21 protein-coding genes and 2 pseudogenes are annotated in these 21,869 nt (G+C 70.7%); 5 read left to right on the top strand and 18 right to left on the bottom strand.

Translation table 11 applies throughout. The features are described from left to right. Positions 1–61: 61 nt before the first annotated feature. The 12 genes and pseudogenes from rimI to coaA form a co-directional block, all read right to left on the bottom strand. Positions 62–487 (bottom strand): annotated as a pseudogene (rimI, locus tag ABD882_RS10815) (ribosomal protein S18-alanine N-acetyltransferase); the annotation flags it as partial. Continuing rightward, on the bottom strand, positions 484–1,134 hold the full coding sequence (gene tsaB / locus ABD882_RS10810) for a tRNA (adenosine(37)-N6)-threonylcarbamoyltransferase complex dimerization subunit type 1 TsaB (protein WP_345186827.1): 651 nt from the start codon (positions 1,132–1,134) through the stop codon (positions 484–486). The gene tsaB and the pseudogene rimI, both read right to left, overlap by 4 nt. Then, on the bottom strand, positions 1,131–2,300 hold the full coding sequence (locus ABD882_RS10805) for a hypothetical protein (RefSeq protein ID WP_345186825.1): 1,170 nt from the start codon (positions 2,298–2,300) through the stop codon (positions 1,131–1,133). The genes tsaB and ABD882_RS10805 overlap by 4 nt, the downstream gene beginning before the upstream one ends. Further along, complete coding sequence (locus ABD882_RS10800) at positions 2,297–3,895, bottom strand: sensor histidine kinase (protein ID WP_345186823.1); 1,599 nt, start codon at positions 3,893–3,895, stop codon at positions 2,297–2,299. The genes ABD882_RS10805 and ABD882_RS10800 overlap by 4 nt, the downstream gene beginning before the upstream one ends. A gap of 279 nt (positions 3,896–4,174) precedes the next feature. Further along, positions 4,175–5,053, bottom strand: a complete 879-nt coding sequence (locus ABD882_RS10795; protein ID WP_345186821.1) for a response regulator transcription factor — start codon at positions 5,051–5,053, stop codon at positions 4,175–4,177. 129 nt (positions 5,054–5,182) lie between these two features. Continuing rightward, the gene (tsaE, locus tag ABD882_RS10790) at positions 5,183–5,686 is read right to left on the bottom strand and encodes a tRNA (adenosine(37)-N6)-threonylcarbamoyltransferase complex ATPase subunit type 1 TsaE (RefSeq protein ID WP_345186819.1); all 504 of its coding nucleotides are present in this window, start codon (positions 5,684–5,686) and stop codon (positions 5,183–5,185) included. Continuing rightward, the gene (gene alr / locus ABD882_RS10785; RefSeq protein WP_345186817.1) at positions 5,683–6,792 is read right to left on the bottom strand and encodes an alanine racemase; all 1,110 of its coding nucleotides are present in this window, start codon (positions 6,790–6,792) and stop codon (positions 5,683–5,685) included. The genes tsaE and alr overlap by 4 nt, the downstream gene beginning before the upstream one ends. 185 nt (positions 6,793–6,977) lie before the next feature. Then, a pseudogene (locus ABD882_RS10780) lies at positions 6,978–7,325 on the bottom strand (holo-ACP synthase); the annotation flags it as partial. Between the two features lie 255 nt (positions 7,326–7,580). Continuing rightward, a complete protein-coding gene (gene glmS / locus ABD882_RS10775; protein WP_345186815.1) occupies positions 7,581–9,425 on the bottom strand; it encodes a glutamine--fructose-6-phosphate transaminase (isomerizing) in 1,845 nt (614 codons plus the stop codon). A gap of 70 nt (positions 9,426–9,495) precedes the next feature. Further along, on the bottom strand, positions 9,496–10,509 hold the full coding sequence (locus ABD882_RS10770; protein WP_345186812.1) for a MauE/DoxX family redox-associated membrane protein: 1,014 nt from the start codon (positions 10,507–10,509) through the stop codon (positions 9,496–9,498). Between the two features lie 42 nt (positions 10,510–10,551). Further along, positions 10,552–11,091: a hypothetical protein gene (locus ABD882_RS10765; protein ID WP_345186809.1), complete on the bottom strand. Its 540-nt coding sequence runs from the start codon at positions 11,089–11,091 to the stop codon at positions 10,552–10,554. 96 nt (positions 11,092–11,187) lie between these two features. Beyond that, the gene (gene coaA, locus ABD882_RS10760) at positions 11,188–12,138 is read right to left on the bottom strand and encodes a type I pantothenate kinase (protein WP_345186808.1); all 951 of its coding nucleotides are present in this window, start codon (positions 12,136–12,138) and stop codon (positions 11,188–11,190) included. A 325-nt stretch (positions 12,139–12,463) separates the two neighbouring features. Here coaA and ABD882_RS10755 point away from each other — a divergent pair, with 325 nt between their 5' ends. The 4 genes from ABD882_RS10755 to ABD882_RS10740 all read left to right on the top strand — a co-directional run bounded on the left by ABD882_RS10755 (position 12,464) and on the right by ABD882_RS10740 (position 15,942). Further along, positions 12,464–12,973: a hypothetical protein gene (locus tag ABD882_RS10755; RefSeq protein ID WP_345186807.1), complete on the top strand. Its 510-nt coding sequence runs from the start codon at positions 12,464–12,466 to the stop codon at positions 12,971–12,973. Between the two features lie 231 nt (positions 12,974–13,204). Beyond that, on the top strand, positions 13,205–14,140 hold the full coding sequence (locus ABD882_RS10750; protein ID WP_345186805.1) for a Ppx/GppA phosphatase family protein: 936 nt from the start codon (positions 13,205–13,207) through the stop codon (positions 14,138–14,140). 52 nt (positions 14,141–14,192) lie between these two features. Then, entirely contained in the window at positions 14,193–15,020 is an 828-nt protein-coding gene (locus tag ABD882_RS10745) for an arsenate reductase/protein-tyrosine-phosphatase family protein (protein WP_345186804.1), read from the top strand. Positions 15,021–15,093: 73 nt separating this feature from the next. Beyond that, positions 15,094–15,942 carry an AraC family transcriptional regulator gene (locus tag ABD882_RS10740; RefSeq protein WP_345186802.1) on the top strand — a complete coding sequence of 283 codons (849 nt, stop codon included), beginning with the start codon at positions 15,094–15,096 and terminating at the stop codon, positions 15,940–15,942. A gap of 24 nt (positions 15,943–15,966) precedes the next feature. Here the strand turns inward: ABD882_RS10740 and ABD882_RS10735 are convergent, their stop codons facing one another. Next, a complete protein-coding gene (locus ABD882_RS10735; RefSeq protein ID WP_345186801.1) occupies positions 15,967–17,031 on the bottom strand; it encodes an ATP-binding protein in 1,065 nt (354 codons plus the stop codon). Beyond that, positions 17,028–18,509 (bottom strand): tyrosine-protein kinase domain-containing protein, encoded by a 1,482-nt coding sequence (locus tag ABD882_RS10730; RefSeq protein ID WP_345186799.1) that lies wholly within the window; start codon positions 18,507–18,509, stop codon positions 17,028–17,030. Before ABD882_RS10730 ends, ABD882_RS10735 begins: the two co-directional genes overlap by 4 nt. Before the next feature lie 122 nt (positions 18,510–18,631). On the opposite strand from ABD882_RS10730, the gene lepB reads away from it, so the two are divergent. Further along, positions 18,632–19,360: a signal peptidase I gene (lepB, locus tag ABD882_RS10725; protein ID WP_345186797.1), complete on the top strand. Its 729-nt coding sequence runs from the start codon at positions 18,632–18,634 to the stop codon at positions 19,358–19,360. Here lepB and ABD882_RS10720 read toward each other — a convergent pair. From ABD882_RS10720 to ABD882_RS10705, 4 genes are all read right to left on the bottom strand, one after another. Beyond that, positions 19,338–20,393, bottom strand: a complete 1,056-nt coding sequence (locus ABD882_RS10720) for a heparan-alpha-glucosaminide N-acetyltransferase domain-containing protein (RefSeq protein WP_345186796.1) — start codon at positions 20,391–20,393, stop codon at positions 19,338–19,340. The two genes, lepB and ABD882_RS10720, sit on opposite strands and share 23 nt — an antisense overlap. Positions 20,394–20,495: 102 nt before the next feature. After that, complete coding sequence (locus tag ABD882_RS10715) at positions 20,496–21,005, bottom strand: hypothetical protein (RefSeq protein ID WP_345186795.1); 510 nt, start codon at positions 21,003–21,005, stop codon at positions 20,496–20,498. A gap of 175 nt (positions 21,006–21,180) precedes the next feature. Then, positions 21,181–21,303 (bottom strand): hypothetical protein, encoded by a 123-nt coding sequence (locus tag ABD882_RS10710; protein WP_345186793.1) that lies wholly within the window; start codon positions 21,301–21,303, stop codon positions 21,181–21,183. A 23-nt stretch (positions 21,304–21,326) separates the two neighbouring features. Beyond that, the gene (locus ABD882_RS10705; RefSeq protein WP_345186792.1) at positions 21,327–21,842 is read right to left on the bottom strand and encodes a hypothetical protein; all 516 of its coding nucleotides are present in this window, start codon (positions 21,840–21,842) and stop codon (positions 21,327–21,329) included. Positions 21,843–21,869: the final 27 nt, after the last annotated feature.

Below are 21,869 nucleotides of genomic sequence, written 5' to 3'. Positions count from 1 at the left end.
GGCTCGCCGTCAGTGCGACCGGATCAACGACCCCGCCCAGGTCGAGCCGCATGATGATCGCGTCGACGTCGTCGGGCTGGTAGTACCCCGCGCGGCGGCCGATCTCGGTGAAGCCCTCCGAGGCGTATAGCGCCGCAGCGACCGGATTGTCCGCACGGACCTCGAGGAAGACCTCGCGCGCGCCGCGCTCGGCGGCCTCGGCGAGCAGCACCCGCAGCAGCGCCCTGCCCCGCCCCGTCCCGCGGTAGGCGGCGTCGAGGGCGATGGTCTGGATGTCGCTGTCGCCGGATCCGCGCAGGGCGCGCACGCCGCCGTATCCCACGATGAGCTCGCCGTCGCCGAGCGGCTCGGTGTCGACGACGTAGCGGCCGTGCGGGCTGGCGAGCTCGACGGCCATCAGCTCGGCGCTCCACGCGTCGGTCGGGAACGAGCGGCGCTCGATCTGCATGATCGCGTCGAGGTCTGCGGCGGTGGCGGTGCGGATCACAGTCCCACCCGTTTCGGCGCGACGGGTGGACGGGCGTCCGGTGGGCGCAGGTAGAGCGGCTCGGATCCGGTGAGCGTGCGTCCGGCGGCGAGGGCGCGGCGGGCGACACGGGCCAGCGCCGCCCCGGAGATCGCGGTCACCTCGATACGGCGCAGCGCGCCCAGCCGGGCGTCGACCTCGTCCCTGGGCACGAGCACCGTGTCGACGACCGCGTGCGGGATCCCGTCCACGTCGATGCCCTCGTACACGGTCACCGCAGTCTCGCGGCGCCGGGCGTCGGTGAGGATCGCGAACGGCGATCCGGAACCTGCAGCGCCGGGCGCGCCCTCCTCGATGAGGGCGAGTGCGGCGGCGAGGTGACTCGGCACGGAGACGACCGGAATCCCCCGGCCGAGCGCGAACGTGCGCGCGGCCGCGATCCCGATGCGCAGCCCGGTGAAGGGTCCTGGCCCCATGCCCGCGGCGACGTGAGTGATCGGATCCTGTGACATCGCGTCCGCGGCCTCGGCGAGCACCTGCTCGAGCAGCGTGCCGATCACCTCGGCGTGCCCGAGCGGCTGGGCGCTCGCGGCCTCGGCGAGCGTGCTCCCGTCGTGGCCGATCAGACCGACGGTCGTGCCCAGTGAGGTGTCGACGCCCAGAATCACTCTTCCAGCGTAACCGTCGGCACTTCCGCTGCGCGCTCCCACCGATCACCGCCGCGATCGCGCGCCGTCGCGGCCGCGGCGGCGGCCGCACGCACCATGGCGTCCGGGTCGTAGTCCGCGGCCAGGGCACCGGCCCAGCCGACGCTCGCCGACACCCGCACGGAGGCGCGCGGCCCCGCATCCTCGATCGTCGACACCTGCTCGAGCAGCCCGCGCAGGTGATGCTGCGCCGCCTCGTCACCGCCCTGGATCAGCGCGAGCGCCTGCGCGTCGGAGACCCGCACCACGGCGGTCGCGGCGGGAAGCGCGTCGCGGACATGCAGATGGAAGGCGTCGACGATGCTGGCGAACACGACGGCCCCCGAGGCCTCCAGCAGGTCGGCCGGATCGTCCAGACGGATGTCGAACAGGGACCAGTCGGTCTCGCCCCGGCGGCGGGCCCGATCGAGCCGGATCCGCAGTCCGTCCTGCCCGTCGTGCTCCGCACTCGCGCGCGCCTGCCCCTGCGGTTCGGCCTCCGTGCGCACCAGCAGCACGATCGTGATCGCCGCGCACACGCTGGTGAGCTGGATGCCCACGCCGTTGATGTCGCGGAGCATGCTGAGCTCGTCGCCCGGTGCGGATCCGATGCCCACGATCGCCGCGACGATCCCGAACACGGCGACCACGACGAATGCCGAGGAGATCAGGGCGAGCGGCAGGATCACGTCGCGCGCGCGGATCCGGAGCCGGAACAGCTCCCAGGCCGACAGGCCGGCGAACACGGCGGCCCCGGAGAAGACGCAGCGGAACACGGTCGAGTACAGGTCGGTCGCCGAGCTCAGCACCAGCGCCGTGGGCGCCGCGAGGACGAACAGCACCGAGATCGGCCAGAGCGGGCGCTTGCCCGCGTACAGTCGCACGCCGACCCAGAGCAGCGGCTCGAAGCACACGATCAGGCCCGACGACAGCGCCCGCAGCTCCGGGCTGTCGAACTGGGTCGCAGCCACCCACACGTAGGTGGCGATCATCGCGATTCCGAAGCCTGTGGACCAGGTCACGGTCGCCCTGCTCGGCCGCGGCAGCAGCGCGAGACCGAACACCACCGCGGTCGCCAGGCTGACCAGTGCGATCAGCGTCGCGGACGGGTTCACGGTGATTCCGACCGGACCGGTGAGATGCATCATGAGGAGGGGATCCTGTCTACTCGACGGGGAAAGCGCAGGCGCATCGTGGTGCCCTCGCCCACCGCGCTGGTCACGTCGATCGTGCCGCCGTGCGCGGTCACGATGTCGTGCACGACGACCATCCCGAGCCCCGTGCCGGGGATCCCGCTGAGGACCGCGCGCTCGGAGCGGAAATACGGCTGGAAGAGGCGGTCCAGGTCGGCCGGGCTCATGCCGGATCCGGTGTCCTCGATCGTGAGCGCCGCGGATCCGTCCCCAGTGGCGTCGAGCGCGAGCCGGATGGATCCGCCGGCGCCGGTGTACTTGACGGCGTTGCTGAGGACGTTGTCGATCGCCTGGCGGAGCTGGAACGCATCGCCGTGGATGAGCAGGGCCTGCGCCCCCGACACGTCGACCTGCAGCCGGTTCGCCGTGGCGGTGGGCAGGAAGGACGACACCGACGCCTGCACCAGCGCGCGCAGATCCACCGGCTCGGACCGCACCCGGGGCTGAGGGTGGGACGCGTCCAGCGCCGTGGTCACCAGCCCCTGCATGCGCTCGCCGGCACTGGCGACGATGCGCAGCTGATCCGCGGCCCGAGGCGGCAGATCGTCGCGCTCCAGCAGCAGGTCGACGTGCCCGACGATCGCCGTGAGGGGGTTGCGCAGTTCGTGATTCAGGATCGCCGACATCATGCGCCGCTCCTCCGCGAGCTGCAGGACCGCGGTGACATCGTCGATCAGGACGAGGGCGACACCGCCCTCGCCGACCGCGCTCGCGATGGGCTGGACACGCACCTCAAGCGCCCGCCAGGCGCCGGTCGCGTCGTACAGCCACACCCGCTCGCCGGTCAGCACCTCGCCGCGCGCGGCACGCGACAGCACCGTCCGCTCGACCGGGATCGGCTCTCCCTCGCGATCGTCGTACTCCACCGCGGGGGCGGGCAGCGCGCCGGCGAAGGCGCCCCACCCGTACAGCCGGCGGTAGGCGTCGTTCATCTTGAGGATGCCGCCGTCCGCGCCGACGGCCACGAGCGCGGTGTCGAGGGCGTCGATGATCTGGGTCACTCTGCGCTCATGCGTCTCGGCCCGCTGGGCGGCCTGGTTGATCTGCTCGGATCGGCGCCGCAGCAGCCGGCGCGCGGCGCGTGACCGACGCATGCCCAGGCGGATCGTGGCGCCGAGGAACCCGAGCGCGAGCGCGGTGATGAGCATGCGCAGCACGACGTCGGAGATGGTGCCGGTCTGGCTGCCGACCGTGAGCAGGCTGGCCGCGCTCAGCGCGATCGCGGCGACCACGGCGCTCATCGTGTAGTAGGTGGCGATCCAGGTGATCGGGATCACCCAGAGGAAGCTGAGCCGGATGTCCGGCACCTCGGTGGTCAGGCCGATCGCGACGATGTCCATCAGCGGCACCACCAGCACCGCGCCGGCCGGGATCCGGTCCCAGGGCAGCAGCAGCACCGCGATCGTGGTCAGGATCGTGATCAGCAGTCCCATGGTGAACAGCGGTATCGCGAACACGCTGGGTTTCAGTGCCGTGATCAGCACGGCGACGGCGACCACGGTGCCGGTGTAGATGAGCTGCCAACGCCAGATCGATGCCCTTCGTGACACGGCGCGCCTCCTTGCTCAGCTCTTCCGCAAGATTATCCAAAGAGGTACTCAAGACCATCGCACATCCGCGCGCGGCCTCGTAGCATCGCGGGTGGAAGGCGAACACCCTCACCGGATTCTCGCCTCACCCCCCGAGACGCAGGATCCGTTCGGGGGTGCCGCCTTCTACTCCCGCGAGACGTCGGACCCGTAACGGCGTGCGAGCGGGGGGACGGAGCCGGAAGTGGGGTTCCGCTCCGGATGCGAGAAGAACGGGCTCGCAGACATGAGATGAGAACGTCAGTCTGGGGACGACGTTCCGTTGGTGCGTGGGGTGAGGCGATACCCCACCCCGCGCACCGTCTCTATGTAGCGCGGCTCGGCCGTGCTGTCGCCGATCTTGCGGCGCAGGTTCGCCATGTGCGTCTCGATCGAGCGCTTGTCCGCCTCGCCGACGGTGTAGGCCGTGCCGAACGCGTCGCCGCGCAGCACGAGCGTCAGCTCCGACTTGCTGCGCACCCGGCGCTGGGATTCGAGCAGCGTCGCGAGCAGCGCGAACTCGGTCGGCGTGAGCTCGACCTCCTGCTGCGCCACGAGCACGATGTGCGTGACCGGATCGAGGCGGATGTCACTGTGGGCGAGCCACGGCGCCCCGGCCGCGGAGTCGGCCGCAGACGGCGGCAGCCCGATCGCGGCGGTCGGGTTGCGCGCGGGCGCGGCGCGGGCCGGCGGCACGGCGGAGCTCCCCGCGGACGCGGTCACCACGTGCCTCGTCGCCGCCGCCCGTGCGCTCGGCGTCTCGGTGCGCTCGCGGCGCAGCAGCGCCTCGATCCGCGCGCGCAGCTCCCGCGGACGGAAGGGCTTGACGAGGTATTCATCGGCGCCCGAGGTCAGGCCGAGCACCACGTCGGACTCCTCACCGAGCGCGGAGAGCATGATGATGAACGTCGCGCTCGTCTGGCGGATCCGGCGTGCGGCCTCGAACCCGTCGATGCCGGGCAGGTTGATGTCGAGGGTCGTGATGACCGGGTCGTGCGCGGCGACGGCCGAGACGCCCTCGAGGCCGGATCCGGCCAGCACCGTGCGGAACCCCGCCGCCTGGAACACCTCGTCCAGCAGCGAGCGGACGTCCGGATCGTCCTCGATGATCACCGCCGTGCGGGTCGCGGTGTCGGTCATGTACGGCTCTTCATTCGTGCGCATCGCCCCGCGTCGAGCGGGCCCCCCTGCGTCGGATTCTACTCAGTTCGCGGATTCGGGGAGGGTCGGCGTCGTCGCGGCGGGCGTCAGCGCCCTGCTGAGGGGGCGTCAGCGCCCTGCCGTGGCGGCACCCGCACGGGTGATCGTCACGATGCGGGGCAGGTCGGCGTCGAGCTCGTCGTCGGGCGTGCCCGCATCCTCGGCCGCGCCGACCGGACGCTCCAGCTCGATGTCCCAACACGAATCGGCGAGCTCCTCGGCCATGCCGCGGCCCCACTCGACCACGACCACGGATCCCGGCACGTCGATGTCGAGGTCATCGAGCTCCGCGGCGGATCCGAGCCGGTACGCGTCCACGTGCACGAGCGGCGCGCGCCCGACCAGCGAAGGGTGCGTGCGCGCGATCACGAACGTCGGGCTCTGCACCGGTCCGCGGACGCCGAGGCCTTCCGCGAGCCCCCGGGTGAAGGTGGTCTTGCCTGCGCCGAGCAGGCCGGTCAGGATCAGCACGTCGCCCGCGACGAGGTCGGCGCCGATCGTGTGGCCGAGCTCCTCCATCGCCGCGGCAGTGGGCACCTCGTGTCGTCCGACGAGGTCGTCCAGCGCCGTCACGACACGCTCCGGCGCGGCACCCGGGATCCGATCCTGGTCACGATCTCGTAGTTGATCGTGCCGGCCGCGTCCGCCCACTCGGTCGCCGAGGGGAGCCCGAGCGTCTGGTCGCCGAACAGCACCGCCTCGTCGCCGACCGCGACCGGCGCGTCTCCGACATCGACGACGAACTGGTCCATCGCGACCCGGCCCGCGACCGTGAAGCGCCGCCCGCCGATCTGCACGGGTCCGCGCCCCGACGCCTGCCGCGGCACGCCGTCGGCATAGCCGAGCGGGATGAGCGCGAGCGTCGTCTCCGCGTCGGTGCGGTGGTCGTACCCGTACGAGACGCCGGTCCCGGCGGGCACGCGGCGCACGGCCGCGACCGCACCGCGCAGCGTCATCGCCGGGCGCAGGCCCAGGTCGCCCGGACTGCGGTCGTCGAACGGGCTCAGCCCGTACAGCCCGATCCCGATCCGGACCGCGTCGAGCCGCGCCTCGGGCAGGTCGATGGCCGCGGCGGTGGCGGCGATGTGGCGGATCTCAGGGTGGATGCCGAGCGACTCGGCCGCCGCGCAGGAGGTCAGGAAGGCGGCAAGGGCCGCTCGGTCGTCGTCCGCGGACGCATTGGAGAGATGGCTGAACAGGCCGACGATGCGGATCCGCCCGATCCGCTCCAGGCGGGCCGCCTCGGCGAGCACGCGCTCGGCCTCCCCCGGCGCGATGCCGTTGCGGCTCAGCCCGGTCTCGAACTTCAGGTGCACGCCGACCGGATCACGGCCGGAGCCCGCAGACGCCGCCGCCTGGAGCTGCTCGAACGACGAGATGCCGAGCTCGACCCCGGCCTCCGCAGCGTCGTCGAACCGGCGCCCCGGGGCGTGCAGCCAGGCGAGGATCCGCGCGTTCACGCCCTGCCGACGCAGCTCGAGCGCCTCCTCGACCGTGGCGACGCCGAGCCGCGTCGCGCCGCCGGCGAGCGCCGCCACTGCGGCGGACGCCGCCCCGTGGCCGTACGCGTCGGCCTTCACGACGCCGATCACCTCGACGCCGGTGAGCCGGCGCAGCTGCCGGGTGTTGTCGCTGATCGCGGCGAGGTCGATCGTGGCCTCGCGGAACGGCGCGGTCATGCGGGGTCCTCGGCGTGGTGGGTGGCGGGGGCGGCGGGCTCGGGCTCGGCGGCGGGCTCACGCTTTCGCCCCCCCGCAGCGCCCGCACCCTCCCGCAGCGACGCATCCAGGAGGGGGTCTCGGCGGTCAGAAGGGGTGAACATGTCGGGGCCGGATCCGGGGGACGCGGGGGTGGATCGCTCGCGGGCCTCGGCCACCACGTGCGCGGCGGCGAGGCCGGCGTCATGCGTGAGGGACAAGTGCAGCGTGGTGATGCCGCGGGCCGCGACGGCCTCGGCGGTGGATCCGCTCAGCACGAAGTACGGGCGCCCCGAGGGCTCCGACGCGATCTCGATCTCGGTCCAGTGCACGCCCTCGGATCCGCCCAGGGCCTTGATCAGCGCCTCTTTCGCGGCATATCTCGCTGCGAGCGACGGCAGCCGCAGCCCGTGCTCCGACGGCGCGAACAGCCGCAGCATCAGGCCGGGCGTGCGCGCCATCGTGCGCTCGAACCGCGGGATGTCCACGAGGTCGATGCCGGTGCCGATGATCACCGATTCAGCCTAGCGGGGCGCCCCGCCTCCCTCGCGTGTGCCGATCCTGCGCCGATCCCTAAGCCGGGAAGCGGATCCGTCCGCCGCCAGTGCACCGGATCCTGCCCACTGCACGGCATGTTCACGCACATTTCCCGTGCACTCGACAACAACCCGTGCAGTGAGCGCAACGCCAGGCCCTTCGACGGGCTCAGGGACCGGACGAACAGAGCCAGGCCCTTCGACAGGCTCAGGGACCGGACCAACGGCGCCGCGTCACTCCACGGTGACGGACTTGGCCAGGTTGCGGGGCTGGTCGACGTCGAGGCCCTTGGCCGTGGCGAGCGCCATCGCGAAGATCTGCAGCGGCACGACCGCGAGGATCGGCTCGAACATCGCCTCGGCGAGCGGGATCCGGATCACCTCGTCGGCGAACGGCAGCACGGCCGCGTCGCCCTCCTCCGCGATCACGATCACGCGGGCTCCGCGGGCGCGGATCTCCTGGATGTTCGAGACCACCTTGGCGTGCAGGAGCGCGGAGTGCCGCGGCGACGGCACCAGCACGAACACCGGCTGGCCGGGCTCGATGAGCGCGATCGGCCCGTGCTTGAGCTCGCCGGCGGCGAAGCCCTCGGCGTGGATGTACGAGATCTCCTTGAGCTTGAGCGCGCCCTCGAGCGCGATCGGGTAGCCCACGTGGCGACCGAGGAACAGCACCGAACGGGTGTCGGCCATCCAGCCGGCCAGCTGGGCGACGCGCGCCTCCTCCTCCGCGAGCACGCGGGAGATCTTGGCGGGCAGGGCCTCGAGCTCGGCGACCGCGCCGGATCCGTCGGTGTGGGATCCGCGCACCCGGCCCATGTGCAGGCCGAGCAGCAGCAGCGCCGTGATCTGGGCGACGAACGCCTTGGTCGAGGCGACCGCGACCTCCGGCCCCGCGTGCGTGTAGACGACCGCGTCGGACTCGCGCGGGATCGTCGCGCCCTGCGTGTTGCAGATCGACAGGGTGCGCGCCCCGCGCTCACGGGCGTACTTGACCGCCATCAGCGTGTCCATGGTCTCGCCGGACTGGCTGATCGAGACGACCAGCGTGTGCGCGCCGATCACCGGATCGCGGTAGCGGAACTCGTGCGCGAGCTCGACATCCACCGGCACGCGCGCCCACTGCTCGAGCGCGTACTTGCCGACCATGCCCGCGAAGGACGCGGTGCCGCACGCGGTGATGATCACGCGGTCGATGCCGCGGAACAGGTCGTCCAGTCCGTCGAGCTCGGGGATGACCACGGCGCCGTCCTTGATGCGCCCGCGGATCGTGTTGGCCACGGCCTCCGGCTGCTCGGCGACCTCCTTGGCCATGAAGCTCGGCCAGCCGCCCTTGTCGGCGGCGTCGGCGTCCCAGGACACCTCGAACGGCTCGGAGGTGACGGGGTTGCCGGCGAAGTCGGTGACGGTCACGGCGGAGGGCGTGATCGCGACGATCTCGTCCTGGCCGATGGCGAGCGCGCGGCGGGTGTGCTCGACGAACGCGGCGACATCGGATCCGAGGAAGTTCTCGCCGTCGCCGAGCCCGATCACGAGCGGCGAGTTGCGGCGGGCGGCGACCACGAGGCCCGGCTGGTCCTGGTGCACGGCGAGGAGGGTGAACGCGCCCTCGAGGCGGTTCACGACGGCGCGGAACGCCTCGGTCAGGTCGCCGGTGCGGCGATACTCGCGGCCGACCAGGGCCGCGGCGACCTCGGTGTCGGTCTCGCTGCGGAACGTCACGCCTTCGGCCTCGAGCTCGGCGCGCAGCGGCGCGAAGTTCTCGATGATGCCGTTGTGGATCAGTGCGAGCTTGTCGTCGTCAGCGAGGTGCGGGTGCGCGTTCGCGTCGGTCGGGCCGCCGTGCGTCGCCCACCGGGTGTGCCCGATGCCGGTCGTGCCGTCGGGGAGGGCAGCGTCGGCGAGCGAGTCGCGCAGCATCTGCAGCTTGCCGGCCTTCTTGCGCATGCCCAGGGATCCGGATTCGCCGATGACGGCAATCCCGGCGGAGTCATAGCCGCGGTACTCGAGACGGGCAAGACCTGCGAGCAGGATGTCCTGGCTGGGGCGCGGCCCCACGTATCCGACGATTCCACACATGCGTTCCAGGGTACGGGGGCATTTTTGCGCAGGATCCATACGAAAGCCCGGTTACCCGACCCGACCCCCCTCAGGACGCCGGCGGACGCTCCCCGTGCAGGCTCTCGTACACGTCGTCCACGAACTCGGCGATCTCCTGCGCGCCCAGCACGGGGCCTCCGGCGAGCATGCCGTCGCTGCCGAGCAGCAGGGCGGTCGGCGTGAACCAGGGGTCGGCGATCGAACCGCTGACGTATTTGTGCGGGTCGTGCAGGGTCTGCGGCTCCTCGGCGGAGGTGAGCGCGCTGGCCTCCGGGGTGCTCTGCACCAGCAGTCGCACCGAGACCTCGGGAAGGAGCTTCCGGTATGCCTCCGCGCTCTCGATCACCGGCGTGCAGGATCCGCAGGTCTCCGAGACGGCCAGCAGCAGGATCGGCTCCCGGGCGGCGAGATCCCGGAGGTTCACGGTCGTTCCGTCACCGAGCTGCACGGGGACCGCCGGCGTGCGGGTGCGGACATAGTCCTCGAGCTCGTCGTCGTCGAGCGAGGCGGAGGAACGGGCCACTGCGCCCGCCGGTGCGGCGACCGCGGGGGCGGATCCGGGTTCCCGCACGAGGATCACAGTGGCCGCGGCGACCGCGAGCACCAGGATCCACGCCCACTCCGGAACGGCCGCGCGCGCGATGCCTCCCCAGAGCGGCGCCGATCCGATCGTGACGGCGGAGGCGAGCGCGACCAGGAGCAGCCAGGCGTTGCGCACCAGCGTGCGGGTGGTGATCGGGCGGCGTTCGCCGAAGCACGCACAGGAGGCGTCGGGTGTCTTCCGCTTCGCCCGCCACACCATCGCCAGGTACGCCGCGAACAGCAGCACCGCGACGACGGCCGCGGCGATCCCGAGCGGGCCGCCGACGAACAGCAGCACGGCGGCGAGCAGCAGTTCGGCGTACGGATGCACCCGGATCAGCCAGCCCTGACGCAGCGCCGCGGGGATCCCGAGCGATTCCCAGCCGGCGGCGTCATCGGGCGTGCGCAGCTTGGCGATGCCGCTCGCGATCAGCACGGCAGCGATGATCAGCGTCGGCCCGACGGTCCAGGCGGCGGTCATGACGGAGTCCCCATCCGGCCAGTATCCCAGGCGCGAGTCCGCCTAGGGTCGTCGGCGGGGCCGACCGGCGACGGCGTCGGCGAGCAGCCCGACGACCATCTCCGTGAGAAGGTACTCGGCCTGGGCGGATCCCGAGTCGTCCACGGGCCCGGCGAGCAGGGCGGAGAGAAAGGCGCGCACGCCGTCGGCAAGGATTCCGCGCGGCAGCGCCATGCTGACGACGGGGAAGTTCAGTCCGCTCGCGTCGAGCGCTTCCCGGGGAATCCACGCGCCCAGGGACCTGCCGCGACTGCGCCCGACCGTCTGGATCGGGAAGTCAGGGTGCACGAAGCAGAACGTGCCGGGCGGAACGATCCGCGTGGTGCCGTCCGGAGTGCACAGCGTGAACGGCGCGTCCGCGACGAGAACGCCGACGATGCCCTCCTCATACCCGCTCTCCGATGAGCCCCAAGCCCATCGTTCGCCCTTGTCGAACTCATACTGTGAGGCAAGCACCTCACCGACTTTCACGATGACGAGCGTCTCGTCCTGCTGCTCCCCCAGCCTGTGCAGAACTCTGCCGAAATCCGCAGAGATTCCCATTGCCTTCCTTCTGTGAGTGCTCCCCGCGCAAACGGGTGGCCATGAACCAGCGGGAGAACAGTACGCCCGTTGGATATGAAAATCTTGAAGGAATGCTCAGAGCTTGCGCAGCAGCACCGACTCCACGGCGTGCGAGGCGCCCTTGTTCAGCACGAGCGTCGCGCGGTGCTTGGTCGGCATCACGTTCTCGATGAGGTTCGGCAGGTTGATCTCGTTCCAGTACCCCATCGCGGTGGCCACCGCTTCGTCGTCTGTGAGGTGCGCGAACACGTTGAAGTACGAGGACGGATTGGTGAACGCGCCCTGGCGCAGCGCGAGGAAGCGGTCGACGTACCACTGCGCGATGTGGTCGAGATCGCCGTCGACGTAGATCGAGAAGTCGAACAGGTCGCTGACGGCGACGTCGTTGGGTGCTGGCGGCGGCTGCAGCACGTTCAGCCCCTCGACGATGACCACGTCGGGCCGGCGCACCACGACATGCGCATCGGGGACGATGTCGTAGCGGATGTGCGAGTAGAACGGCGCCCGCACCTCGTCGGCGCCGCTCTTCACCTTGGTCAGGAACTCGATCAGCGCACGCCGGTCGTACGACTCCGGGAAGCCCTTGCGGTCCATGATCCCGCGGCGCTCGAGCTCGGCGTTGGGGTACAGGAACCCATCGGTGGTGACCAGTTCGACGCGGGGCGTGCCCGGCCAGCGGCTCATCAGCTCGCGCAGCAGGCGGGCGATCGTCGACTTGCCGACCGCGACGGATCCGGCGACGCCGACGACGAACGGCGTGGTCTCGTCGGTCTCGTCCAGGAACCGGCTCGTCGCCTCCCCCAGTCGCTTGGTCGAGGTCGCGTACAGGCTGAGCAGCCGGCTCAGCGGCAGATAGACCTCTTTGACCTCGTTCAAGTCGAGTCGGTCGCCGAGACCGCGGATCCCGACCACCTCGGTCTCGCTGAGCGGCTGGTCGAGGTCGGCGGCGAGGCGCGCCCAGTCCGCACGGTCGATGCGACGGTACGGGGACAGCGGCGCCAGAGTGTCGGAGCTCACGGGCTCCATCGTAACGGCGCGACGCTCAGCGGCACCGGCCCCGGGGCCCCCACCCACCGCTTCGCCTGTCGCCAGACGCCCCACCAGGGCCGCGGGACGGGCATCTGGCGTCAGGCGAGCGCCGGACGTCGCACGGCAGCGGCGGCGATCAGAACACGCCCTCCGTCGATCGGCAGGCGACTCGCCCCGTCCGCGCGATGCGGGCGACGGCCACTCTGGGCGTGACAGACCAGAGCCGACCGTGCGACCCCACGCGCGATCGGCCGCTCTTCCTGGTGACGGCCCGCCGTTCTCAGGAACAGCGAACCCGCATCAAACAAACCGGAGATACGTCATGGTAGACACCACCCCGTCCCCCGCCCGCGGAGTCAGCCGCCGCAGCCTCGTGAAGGGCGCCGCGTGGTCGGTTCCCGTGATCGCCGTCGCCGCCGCGACCCCGCTCGCCGCCGCGTCCACCGCCACCAACGTCGGCAACTTCTCCCTCGATGGCACCTGTGGCGTCCTCGGCGTCCTCGGCCCCGGCTTCACCCTGACCGCGGGCGCGGTCGCGCTCCCCGTAGGCACCGTGATCAACATCACCGGCTCGGGTATCGCCAACATCGGCGTCTTCTCCGTGACCGGCGGCACGGCGAATGTCAACGTCCTCTCGCCGACCTCGGCACAGATCACGCTGACCGCCCCGCTGGCTGCTGGCGCGACGGCCGCCTTCCGTACGACGCTGTCGATCTCGGTCGCATTCGGACTGTCGGCGACGCTCACGCTGCCGTCGGGCTTCGTCGCCGGCCCCACCGCCAAAGCGACCGGCGGCGTCAACGCGACGCTCGTCCTCTGCTCCAGCAACTGAGCGAAGCTCTTCCGTCGGCCCTGGCCGACACGTGTGGCCGGGTGTTCGCACCCGGCCACACGTGCGTAACGGCCCACCTGCCGCTTCGCCTGTCGCCAGACGCCCCACGAGGGCCGCGGGAAGGGCACTTGGCGTCAGGCGAGCACCGCGGGACGGGCATCTGGCGTCAGGCGAGCGCACGGCAGCGCACGGCAGCGCACGGCAGCGCACGGCAGCGAGTAGTCTCTCCCCGTGCGTCTCGGAGTGCTCGACATCGGATCCAACACGGTTCACCTGCTCGCCGCCGACGTGCACCTCGGAGGTCGGCCGCTGGCGACGACGAGCGATCGCACCGTGGTGCGGCTCATGCGGATGCTCACTCCGTCCGGCGCGATCGCCGAGGAGGGCGTGCAGGCGCTCGAAGCCGCCGTCGCTCAGGCCCGCCGCATCGCCGAGCTGGAGCGCGTCGACGAGCTGCTCGCCACCGCCACGAGCGCCGTCCGCGAGGCGGCGAACGGCCCCGAGGTCATCGCGCGCATCGAGGCCGTGCTCGGTCAGCCGCTGCAGGTGCTGGACGGCGAGACCGAAGCCCGGCTCACCTTCCTCGCCGTGCGGCGCTGGTTCGGCTGGGCGGCCGGGCAGATCCTGCTCTTCGACATCGGCGGCGGATCCTTCGAGATGGCGGCCGGATCCGAAGAGCTTCCCGAGATGGCCGCCTCGGTGCCGCTCGGCGCGGGCCGCTCGACGCTGATGTTCCTGCCCGACGACCCGCCCGGCGAGGACGCGGTGGAGCGGCTCCGAGAGTACGCCGCGGAGCTGTTCGTCCCCGTGGCCGCACGGTTCTCCGCCTTGCCCCGGCCCGACCACGTCGTCGGATCCTCCAAGGCCATCCGGTCGCTGGCCCGGCTGGTCGGCCATCCCGCATCCGGCTGGCCGGGATCCGAGCGGATGCTGCTGCCTCGGGCGTCGCTGGGATCCTGGATCCCGCGTCTCGCGCGCCTTCCTGCGTCCGCCCGGCAGGAGCTTCCCGGGATCACCCCGGACCGCACCTTCCAGATCGTCGCGGCCGCCGTCGTGCTGCACACCGCGATGACCGCGATGGATGTGGCCGAGCTCGAGGTGTCGCCGTGGGCGCTGCGCGAAGGCGTGCTGCTGAGATACATCGAGGATCGGACGCACGCGGGCTGATCGGCGCGACTTCCGGATGCGCGGAGGCCCTGCCCGCCCCTACCCTGGTGTCATGACCGACCCGACGGCACCTGGGGCACCGCGCGGCGACTCCCCCCTACCGCTCACTCGACGTGAACTCCGACAGCGTCGCGACGCCGCAGCCATCGCGGCGGCTTCCGGCGCGCACCTCGAACCTCCCTTCGATCCGCAACCCGGCACCGGATCGGTGGATCACACGCCCGCGCACGGCGGCGCCGCCTTCGGGTCGCTGGCCGGCATGTTCGCCGCTTCGGCCGCACCGGTCTCCGCTCAGCCGACCGTGCTCACCGTGTGCACGGGGAACATCTGCCGCTCTCCCCTCGCCGAGGCGCTGCTGCGCACGCGGCTCGCGGGGCTCGACCTGCGCGTGCACAGCGCGGGCACGCACGGCCTGGTCGGCGAGGCGATGACCGAACCGGCGCAGCGCCTCGCCCGCACCCACGGCGTCGAGCCCGCGCAGGCGTCGGCGCACCGCGCCCGGCTGCTCACCGAGCCGCTGCTCGACGATGCCGACCTGATCCTCACGATGACGGCAGAGCAGCGCGACTACGCGGTGCGGATGCTTCCGCGCCGGCTGCACCGCATCTTCCCGGTACGCGAGTTCGCCCGACTCGCTCAGTCGCTGGACGACACGGAGGTGCGCCGGATCGCCGACACCGCAGGCACGGATCCGCGGGCCCGCCTGGTGGCCGTCGTCGAGGCGATCGCCGCGCTGCGCGGCGGCGCGTCCCCGCACCGCGAGGGTGAGGATGTGATCGATCCCTACCGGCGACCGTTCACCGTGTACGAGGAGTCGGCCGCGCAGCTGCTGCCCGCGCTGCACGACGTCGAAAGGGTGGTCCGCGCCGCCGTCCGCTGACCGTGTCACCGTCGATCATCGCCATCAGCCAAGGCGATAGCATGGCCGCACCCTTTGTCCGAAAGAGTTCTGCGTGAGCCCCACCTCCCCTGCCCGACTGCTGGAAAGCCACCTCGGGCTGTCCTCGCACCACGCCGGTCTGGTGAGCGCGCGCACGTTCCGATCGATCCTGGTCACCGTGCATCGGCCGCAGGCGCCGCGCTGGACCTGGCGCGGCGATTCCTCTCCGCACCACCCGCGGGCTGCCCTGCTGTTCCCTATCGGAGAGGCACGGGACGGCACCGCGCTGCCGATCGGCATCTTCGTCCCTCCGCAGTCCGGGGAGACGATCGAATGGAGCCGCCCCGTCGAGGTCGTCGCCGTGTGGGTGCCGCTGGAGACGCTGCGCGACTTCACGAACGATCAGCCGCTGCGGCCGGTCACCCTGAACAGCACGCCGATGGTCTCCGCCTTCCGCGCGTTCACCCTCGCGATCGCCCGCAGCACGGAGGAGTCCTCGTCGATCTCGCGCTACGCCATCGAGCGGCTGCTCGCCGAGATGGTGTTCGGCGCCTTGCTCGAGATCTACTCGGTGAACCTGCCGCACCCGGGGCAGCCCTCGCTCGTGGATCGCGCCCGCTCCACGATGCTGATGCGCCGGGAGGATCCCGGGTACACCATCGCGGAGCTGGCATCGGACCTGCATGTCTCGTTGCGCCATCTGCAGCGCGCGTTCGCCCGGATCAGCACGACCCCCGGCGAGGCTCTGCGGCGTATGCGTGTGGAACTGGCCGAGTCGCTCCTGGGCAACTCCGACTACGCCGTGCTGACGATCGCGGAGATCGCCATGCACGCCGGTTTCTCCAGCGCACTGCAGCTCCGCCGGGCACTGCACGCGGAGGGCCTGCCCTCCCCGAGCGTGATCCGCCCGCCGTCACGCTGATCGTCGCGACAGCGCGTCGATGCTTCAGCCCCTGCGCACCAGCACGCGCGCGTCGACGAGCTGATCGATGGCGGTGCGGACCAGGTCGTGCGGGTCCCCCTGCTCTGGGTGCCCGAAGTGCGCGACCACGTCGTCCACGATCTCGCCCGTGCTCCGACCGGCACGCAGCGCGTCCCAGATGACCGGGGCGATCCCGTCGAGCACGCTGACCCAGCGGTGTGCGAGCACGACCACTCGGTCACCGCAGCGGATCGCGTCCGTGACATCGGACAGATCGAACTCGGGGTGCACGACGTCGATCCCCGCCGGCTCCCAGTCCTCGTGCACGCGCTCATGATCGAGCAGCGCCGGCACGATCGGGGGAACCGTCGAGGCGTCCGCATAGGTGAGCCGCACGACGCCGCCGATCCGATCGCACAGCGTCGCGAGGGTCTGCAGGGGGCGGGGCAGCTCGGCCAGATAGCTCATCTGCGGCGCGATCTCCGCAATGGCCTCGGGGAACGCGACCGGCTCGATCGTGGGCGCCGGGTGGTCGGCGTCGCGTTCGAGCAGCACGAGCGCACTCAGAAGCAGCGGCCCCTCCGGCACCGGCAGGAGCCCGGCGCCGCCGGGCGAGACCTGTTCCTTCGGCATTCCCGGTCGAACGACGGACAGCGGCTTGCGATACGGGCTCACGGCCAGCTGAGGGTCGACGGCGACGGTCTCGTCGGAGACATACCCGTAGTGCGCGCCGAGCGCCCGGCTGAGTGTCGTCTTGCCGCGCCCGGACGGACCCACGAACGCGGCGACGCGCCCCGCCGGATCCGCGACACCGCAGGCGTGGAACATCATGAGCTCACCACCGCGGCGCTCCAGCGCCGCGAGCGTGACCTTCACCGTCAGCAGCTCGGCGAGAGCCTCGAGATCGCCTTCGGGCGTGACGACGATCGTCTCATCGGGTTCCGCTGGGTCATAGACGACCTGTGCACCCGTCCAGGATTCACGGATCCGCGCGGCCGCGTCGGCAGCGAAGTCTTCGGCGAAGTCGAGGCGGACCCGCACCCCGAACGCGCTCACGACGAGAGGCGTGTCCGCGCGGGACGCCGTCATGCCGTCTCCGCGGTCTCCCGCCGGCGGACGGATCCGTCACGCACATTCCCGGACGGCAGACCCAGGTCGTCGTCGGAGCGGTAGTAGTCGCCGTGGTACTGGTAGCCGTAGTAGGCGGCACCGCTGCCGCGCTTCGGCACCCGGTTCAGCACGATGCCGAGCGGACGGGCGCCTGCCCGTTCCAGGTTGCCGAGCGCCTTGCTGAGCACCTCGTACTTGGTCTTGCCGACCGTGCCCACGACGATCGCGCCGTCGGCACTGTGCGTGAGCACGGCGGCGTCAGTGACCGGGATGAGCGGCGGGGCGTCGATGACGACGATGGCTTCGCGGGCGATCGACTTGAGCAGCTCGCGCATGCGGGCGGATCCGAGCACCTCGCTCGGGTTCGGCGGCACCTTGCCGGCAGTCACCACGAGCAGCTGCCCGTTGCCGAAGCGCTGCGCGACCTCGGCGATCGTGGCACGACCGGCGAGCACGTCCGAGATGCCGGCGCCGTGCGGCAGGCCGAACACGGTGTCGATCATGGGACGGCGCAGGTCGCCGTCGATGAGCACGACGGGCTGCCCGCTGGAAGCGAGAGTCACGGCGAGGTTCGAGGCGATCGTCGACTTGCCGTCACCGGGCAGCGGGCTCGTGACGACGATGATCCGCGGCGGGTTGTCGACGTCCATGTACTGCAGGTTGGTGCGCAGTTCACGCATCGACTCGGCGATGCCGAACAGGTGCGCCCCCTCGCTGCTGCTGCTGTTGCCGCCGTCGAACGGCAGCAGCCTGTTGTCCGCGGTGAAGGATTTCTCTTCGGGGATCGTGCCGACGACGGCCACACCGGTCTCGCGCTCCACCTGCTCGACCGAACGGATCCGGCGGTCGAGCGTGTAGCGCAGCAGGCCGTAGCCGACCGCGATTGCGAGGCCGATCAGGGCGCCGAGCGCCAGTGCGAGCTTGGTGTTCGGCGACGACGGGCTGTCCGGCAGCCGGGCGGAATCGACCGGGCTGAGGAAGACCACACCCTTCTTCGCCGCGTCGCCGCTCTCCAGCCGGTTCACCTCAGCGCCCATCGAACGCACCCAGGCCTCCGCGAGGTCGCGGGCCTTCTCGGGCGTCGCGGCGTCGGCCGTGACCTTGAGCGTGAGGGTGTCGATGGTGTTGCTCACCGACACCTGCTTCACGAGCTCGTCCGACGTCGTGTGGAGGTTGAGATCCTTGATGACGCCCTCGGCGACCGAACGGGACGAGCCCAGTGCGGCATAGGTCTTCACCCGGCCGTTGGCCAGGGTGTTGCCCACGACCGCGTTGCTGGCATCGGATCCGCCGGCGTCCGTGCTGACGGCCGACTGCACGATCGCGGAGGCGTCTGCGGAGTAGACCTTCGGCTGCAGGAGCGTCCAGCCGAAGGCGAGGACGACGCCGAGTAGCGTGATGACGACCATTCCGAGCCAATGGGCACGGAAGACCCGAAGATAGTCACGCAGATCCATGTGGGCGGTTCCCCCTCGCTGATGTCACCCCGGCGAGGGCGATGTCACAATTTGCTCTTGATCGTACCGGACGCGACAAAAGCCGCGCGACCTGCGAAGAATCCGACGGCATGATGGATCCCATGACCGCTGACGCACCCGACGCCCGCAGGCCTGCCTCCGGACGGCCGCTGTGGCGACGGATCACGGGGAGCGCCTGGTTCCACCTGTTCGCGGCGTTCGTGGTCTTCGGGCTGATCCTGTCCTTCGTCGCGAAGCCGTACTGGGTGCCGTCCGGATCGATGGAGCAGACCCTTCAGGTCGGCGACCGGGTGCTGGTCAACCGGCTCGCGTATGTCGGAGGGGCGACGCCGCATACGGGAGACATCGTCGTATTCGACGCCGGGTCCGGATGGGACACGACGTCCGCACCGCCGGACAACCCGATCAAGGCGGTGCTGCGCTGGCTCGGCGAGGTCACCGGTTTCGGCCCGTCGGGTCCGCATACGCTGATCAAGCGAGTGATCGCCGGCCCCGGGCAGACCGTGAAATGCTGCTCGGCCGACGGCAAGCTCGTCGTGGACGGAAAACCGCTCGCCGAGCCGTACGTCTTCCAGGACTTCCCGTTCCAGCCCGGCACGCTCGACTGCACGACGACGCCGGCCTCACCCCGCTGCCTGCCCGAGGTCACCGTCCCGAAGAACTCGTACCTCGTGATGGGCGATCACCGCTCGAACTCGTCGGACGGCGCCATCCAGTGCCGCGGACGCACCGCGCCGGACGCGGGCTGCTGGCGCTGGGCGCGATCCGAGGAGATCGTCGGCAAGGCCGTCGTGATCCTGTGGCCGGTCACCCGCTGGTCGGGGCTGTGACCGCCGAGCGGCGCCTCACGATCAGCGGCTTCGGGCGTCCGGAGACGGCACCCATCAGCCACTCGACCGGACCGGTGCCCACGAAGCGCCACCAGAGCCACGCGACCACCAGCGGCAGGATGACGATGCTCGCCCACGCGAGCGGCACGTTCGCGGTCGGCCAGCCGATCGATCCCATCCACAGCGACACGATCCACACGTGCAGCAGATACAGGCTGAGGGCGAGCTGCCCCCAGACGCGCACGGGCGCGAAGACGCCGTCGACGACAGTGCTGCGCCGCGGCAGCGTCGCCAGCACGACGATCACCGCGTAGGTCGCGAACACCAGGCCCACGTCGTGCAGGGTGTCCGGGTAGCTGCCGGACACGGCCGCCGGCACGTGCAGCCCTTTCTCGAGCACCGGACGCAGGGCGTACGCGAACGGCGCGATCGCGAGCATGATCCACATCGTGCGATCCCGGCGCAGCCCGGCGCGCAGCAGCAAGGCCCCCAGGAGGAAGAACGGCAGCAGATTGGTGAGCCGATAGGAATGACCGAGCACCGTCCAGTCGGCCAGGCTCCGCACCACGACGTTCGAGGTCATGATCGGAACAATCTGCCCGCGGGCGAGCTCGTTCAACGGAGCGCCGATCACGACGACGATCGCCAGCACGACCGCCAAGGCCCGCGTACGCAGCAGGAGCAGGGGCACGCCGACGATCAGCAGCAGACCGAGGCAGCACAGCACGATCACCACCCACGACCCCCAGGTCGCCATCCACAACCCCAGCGCGATCAGCACCAGGCCACGGATCCCCTGCTGCAGCAGAGTCGCTCCGGTGCGACGCGAAGAGTTCCACACGAGCTGTGCGGACATGCCCATCACCAGTGCGAACAACGGCGACGCGACGTCGTTGACGTTGCCGACCACGAAACGCACGGCGCCGGGCAGCTGCGGCAGAAGCGGAGCCGCGTGGGCGATGAGCATCGCCACGATCGCGACACCCCGCAGCACATCGGGCACGATCAGTCGTTCGCCTCGCACGGCAGCCATCCCGCTCCTCTCGCCGCCTGCAAACTATCGCATCGAGGCGCGGGGAAGCGGACGGAGTCCCTCGGCTATCAAGCCGGTGGACTCATCCAGCGATCAGGAGCGTCAGCAGTTGCATCCTGGCGGGGTGCTGGCCCAGGTGATGGTCACAGGGATCGGCGAGTGGTCGTGATCGCTGCAGTCGGCGGCGTGACCCCAGGACATTGCGAACGAGATCGAACCATTCAGAATGTTGCCGCTGGCCGTGCTCTGCCCGAAGAAGAAGAGGTTGGCAGTCTGCCCCGCCGGTACCTTGAGCGGCAGCGTCACAGAAGTCGCCGGCGAGAAGATCGGGCTGGCGGGCGTCTGCGCGGTGATCGTCACTCCGCAGATCCAGATGTCCAGCAGGCTGCCGTTCTGCACGGTCACGGGAACGCCATAGCTCTGCTTCGCGTCCGGGATGTGGCAGGAATTGCCCGCGTTCTTGCAGGCGCTGCCGAAGGTGACCTGCGGTGGCGGACCCGACGTCGCAAAAGCGGGTATCGGGGCGGCCAGCGCCACGGCGGGCACTGCCCACGCCATGGCCTTGGTCACCGTGCGGCGGCTGACGCCTTTCGGCTGATCGAGTTCAGACATGATGCATCGCTCCTCCGGTTGTCCCATCGCTCGAATCCCCAGCAGACCTTGAGCGAGCACGCTGGACCGGAATTCTCCTGCGTGCACAACCAGTATGTCACCTGAACCGCGCGGGCGGAAGTGGCGATCTGCCGTCGGAGCAGACCACGGAGTGCGGCAGCGCCCCGACGAACGGTCAGTTCGGCAGAACGGTGCCGATCGCGACCGGCTGCTCGGGAGAAGCCCCGGAGTCCGGTGCAGCGGAGGGATCCTGTGCCGTCTGCGGGTCGGCGATCGGCGCGGGGTACGTGTCACTCATGGCGTGTCCTCTGTGTGCTCGGGTCAGATGTTGGCGACGTTGCGGATCCAGGTGATGGTGGTGCCTGGAGCGGCGTAGCCGGGAGGCTGCGACACCCGCGTGATGCGCTGCGTGATGAGCTGCGTGGGGTTGCTGACGGTGCCCGACCAGTAGAAGTTCGAGTCGACCGGGGTGTCCCCGTCGACCGCCGCGGGCAACGCGCAGGTGTACGTCGACTTGTACATGTAGTAGCTGACGCCGCCGTACACCAGCGTGCCGTCGGCAGCGGGGAGGGTCCAGCAGTTCCCGCCGCCCGACTTCGTCCAGCCTGTGACCGGCTTGGTCGACCCGAACCGGAGGCTCATGCTCGTGATGGTCTGCTGATGCACTGTCCCGGAGACGAAGAGCTGGCCGCCGTTGGACGTCCTCCCGTCCCACGTGACCGTGCCGCTGCTCAGCCTCGTCACATAGAACACGCCTCCGAGGGCGTTGTGCGGGGTGGAGACGGCGAAAGCCGGCACCGGCGCTGCGAGCGCCAACGCCGGAACCCCCCAAGCCATGGCCTTCGTCACCGTACGGCGACTGAT

This window comes from Microbacterium panaciterrae (assembly GCF_039541635.1).
In the GTDB taxonomy this organism is placed as follows: Bacteria; Actinomycetota; Actinomycetes; order Actinomycetales; family Microbacteriaceae; genus Microbacterium; species Microbacterium panaciterrae.
Note: the sequence above shows the minus strand (reverse complement) of the source record. Positions and strands in the feature narration are given on the sequence as shown.

Excerpts from the sequence above, each read along its gene's own strand:
- ABD882_RS10735 (WP_345186801.1), bottom strand. The coding sequence starts at position 17,031 with ATGACGGCGTCCCGCGCGGACACGCCTCTCGTCGTGAGCGCGTTCGGG.
- ABD882_RS10765 (WP_345186809.1), bottom strand. The coding sequence starts at position 11,091 with ATGGGAATCTCTGCGGATTTCGGCAGAGTTCTGCACAGGCTGGGGGAG.
- glmS (WP_345186815.1), bottom strand. The coding sequence starts at position 9,425 with ATGTGTGGAATCGTCGGATACGTGGGGCCGCGCCCCAGCCAGGACATC.
- ABD882_RS10715 (WP_345186795.1), bottom strand. The coding sequence starts at position 21,005 with ATGTCTGAACTCGATCAGCCGAAAGGCGTCAGCCGCCGCACGGTGACC.
- ABD882_RS10710 (WP_345186793.1), bottom strand. The coding sequence starts at position 21,303 with ATGAGTGACACGTACCCCGCGCCGATCGCCGACCCGCAGACGGCACAG.
- ABD882_RS10730 (WP_345186799.1), bottom strand. The coding sequence starts at position 18,509 with ATGGATCTGCGTGACTATCTTCGGGTCTTCCGTGCCCATTGGCTCGGA.
- alr (WP_345186817.1), bottom strand. The coding sequence starts at position 6,792 with ATGACCGCGCCGTTCCGCGAGGCCACGATCGACCTCGCCGCGATCAGC.
- ABD882_RS10705 (WP_345186792.1), bottom strand. The coding sequence starts at position 21,842 with ATGGCTTGGGGGGTTCCGGCGTTGGCGCTCGCAGCGCCGGTGCCGGCT.
- ABD882_RS10745 (WP_345186804.1), top strand. The coding sequence starts at position 14,193 with ATGACCGACCCGACGGCACCTGGGGCACCGCGCGGCGACTCCCCCCTA.
- lepB (WP_345186797.1), top strand. The coding sequence starts at position 18,632 with ATGACCGCTGACGCACCCGACGCCCGCAGGCCTGCCTCCGGACGGCCG.
- ABD882_RS10720 (WP_345186796.1), bottom strand. The coding sequence starts at position 20,393 with ATGGCTGCCGTGCGAGGCGAACGACTGATCGTGCCCGATGTGCTGCGG.
- ABD882_RS10755 (WP_345186807.1), top strand. The coding sequence starts at position 12,464 with ATGGTAGACACCACCCCGTCCCCCGCCCGCGGAGTCAGCCGCCGCAGC.
- ABD882_RS10770 (WP_345186812.1), bottom strand. The coding sequence starts at position 10,509 with ATGACCGCCGCCTGGACCGTCGGGCCGACGCTGATCATCGCTGCCGTG.
- coaA (WP_345186808.1), bottom strand. The coding sequence starts at position 12,138 with ATGGAGCCCGTGAGCTCCGACACTCTGGCGCCGCTGTCCCCGTACCGT.
- ABD882_RS10795 (WP_345186821.1), bottom strand. The coding sequence starts at position 5,053 with ATGACCGACACCGCGACCCGCACGGCGGTGATCATCGAGGACGATCCG.
- ABD882_RS10805 (WP_345186825.1), bottom strand. The coding sequence starts at position 2,300 with ATGATGCATCTCACCGGTCCGGTCGGAATCACCGTGAACCCGTCCGCG.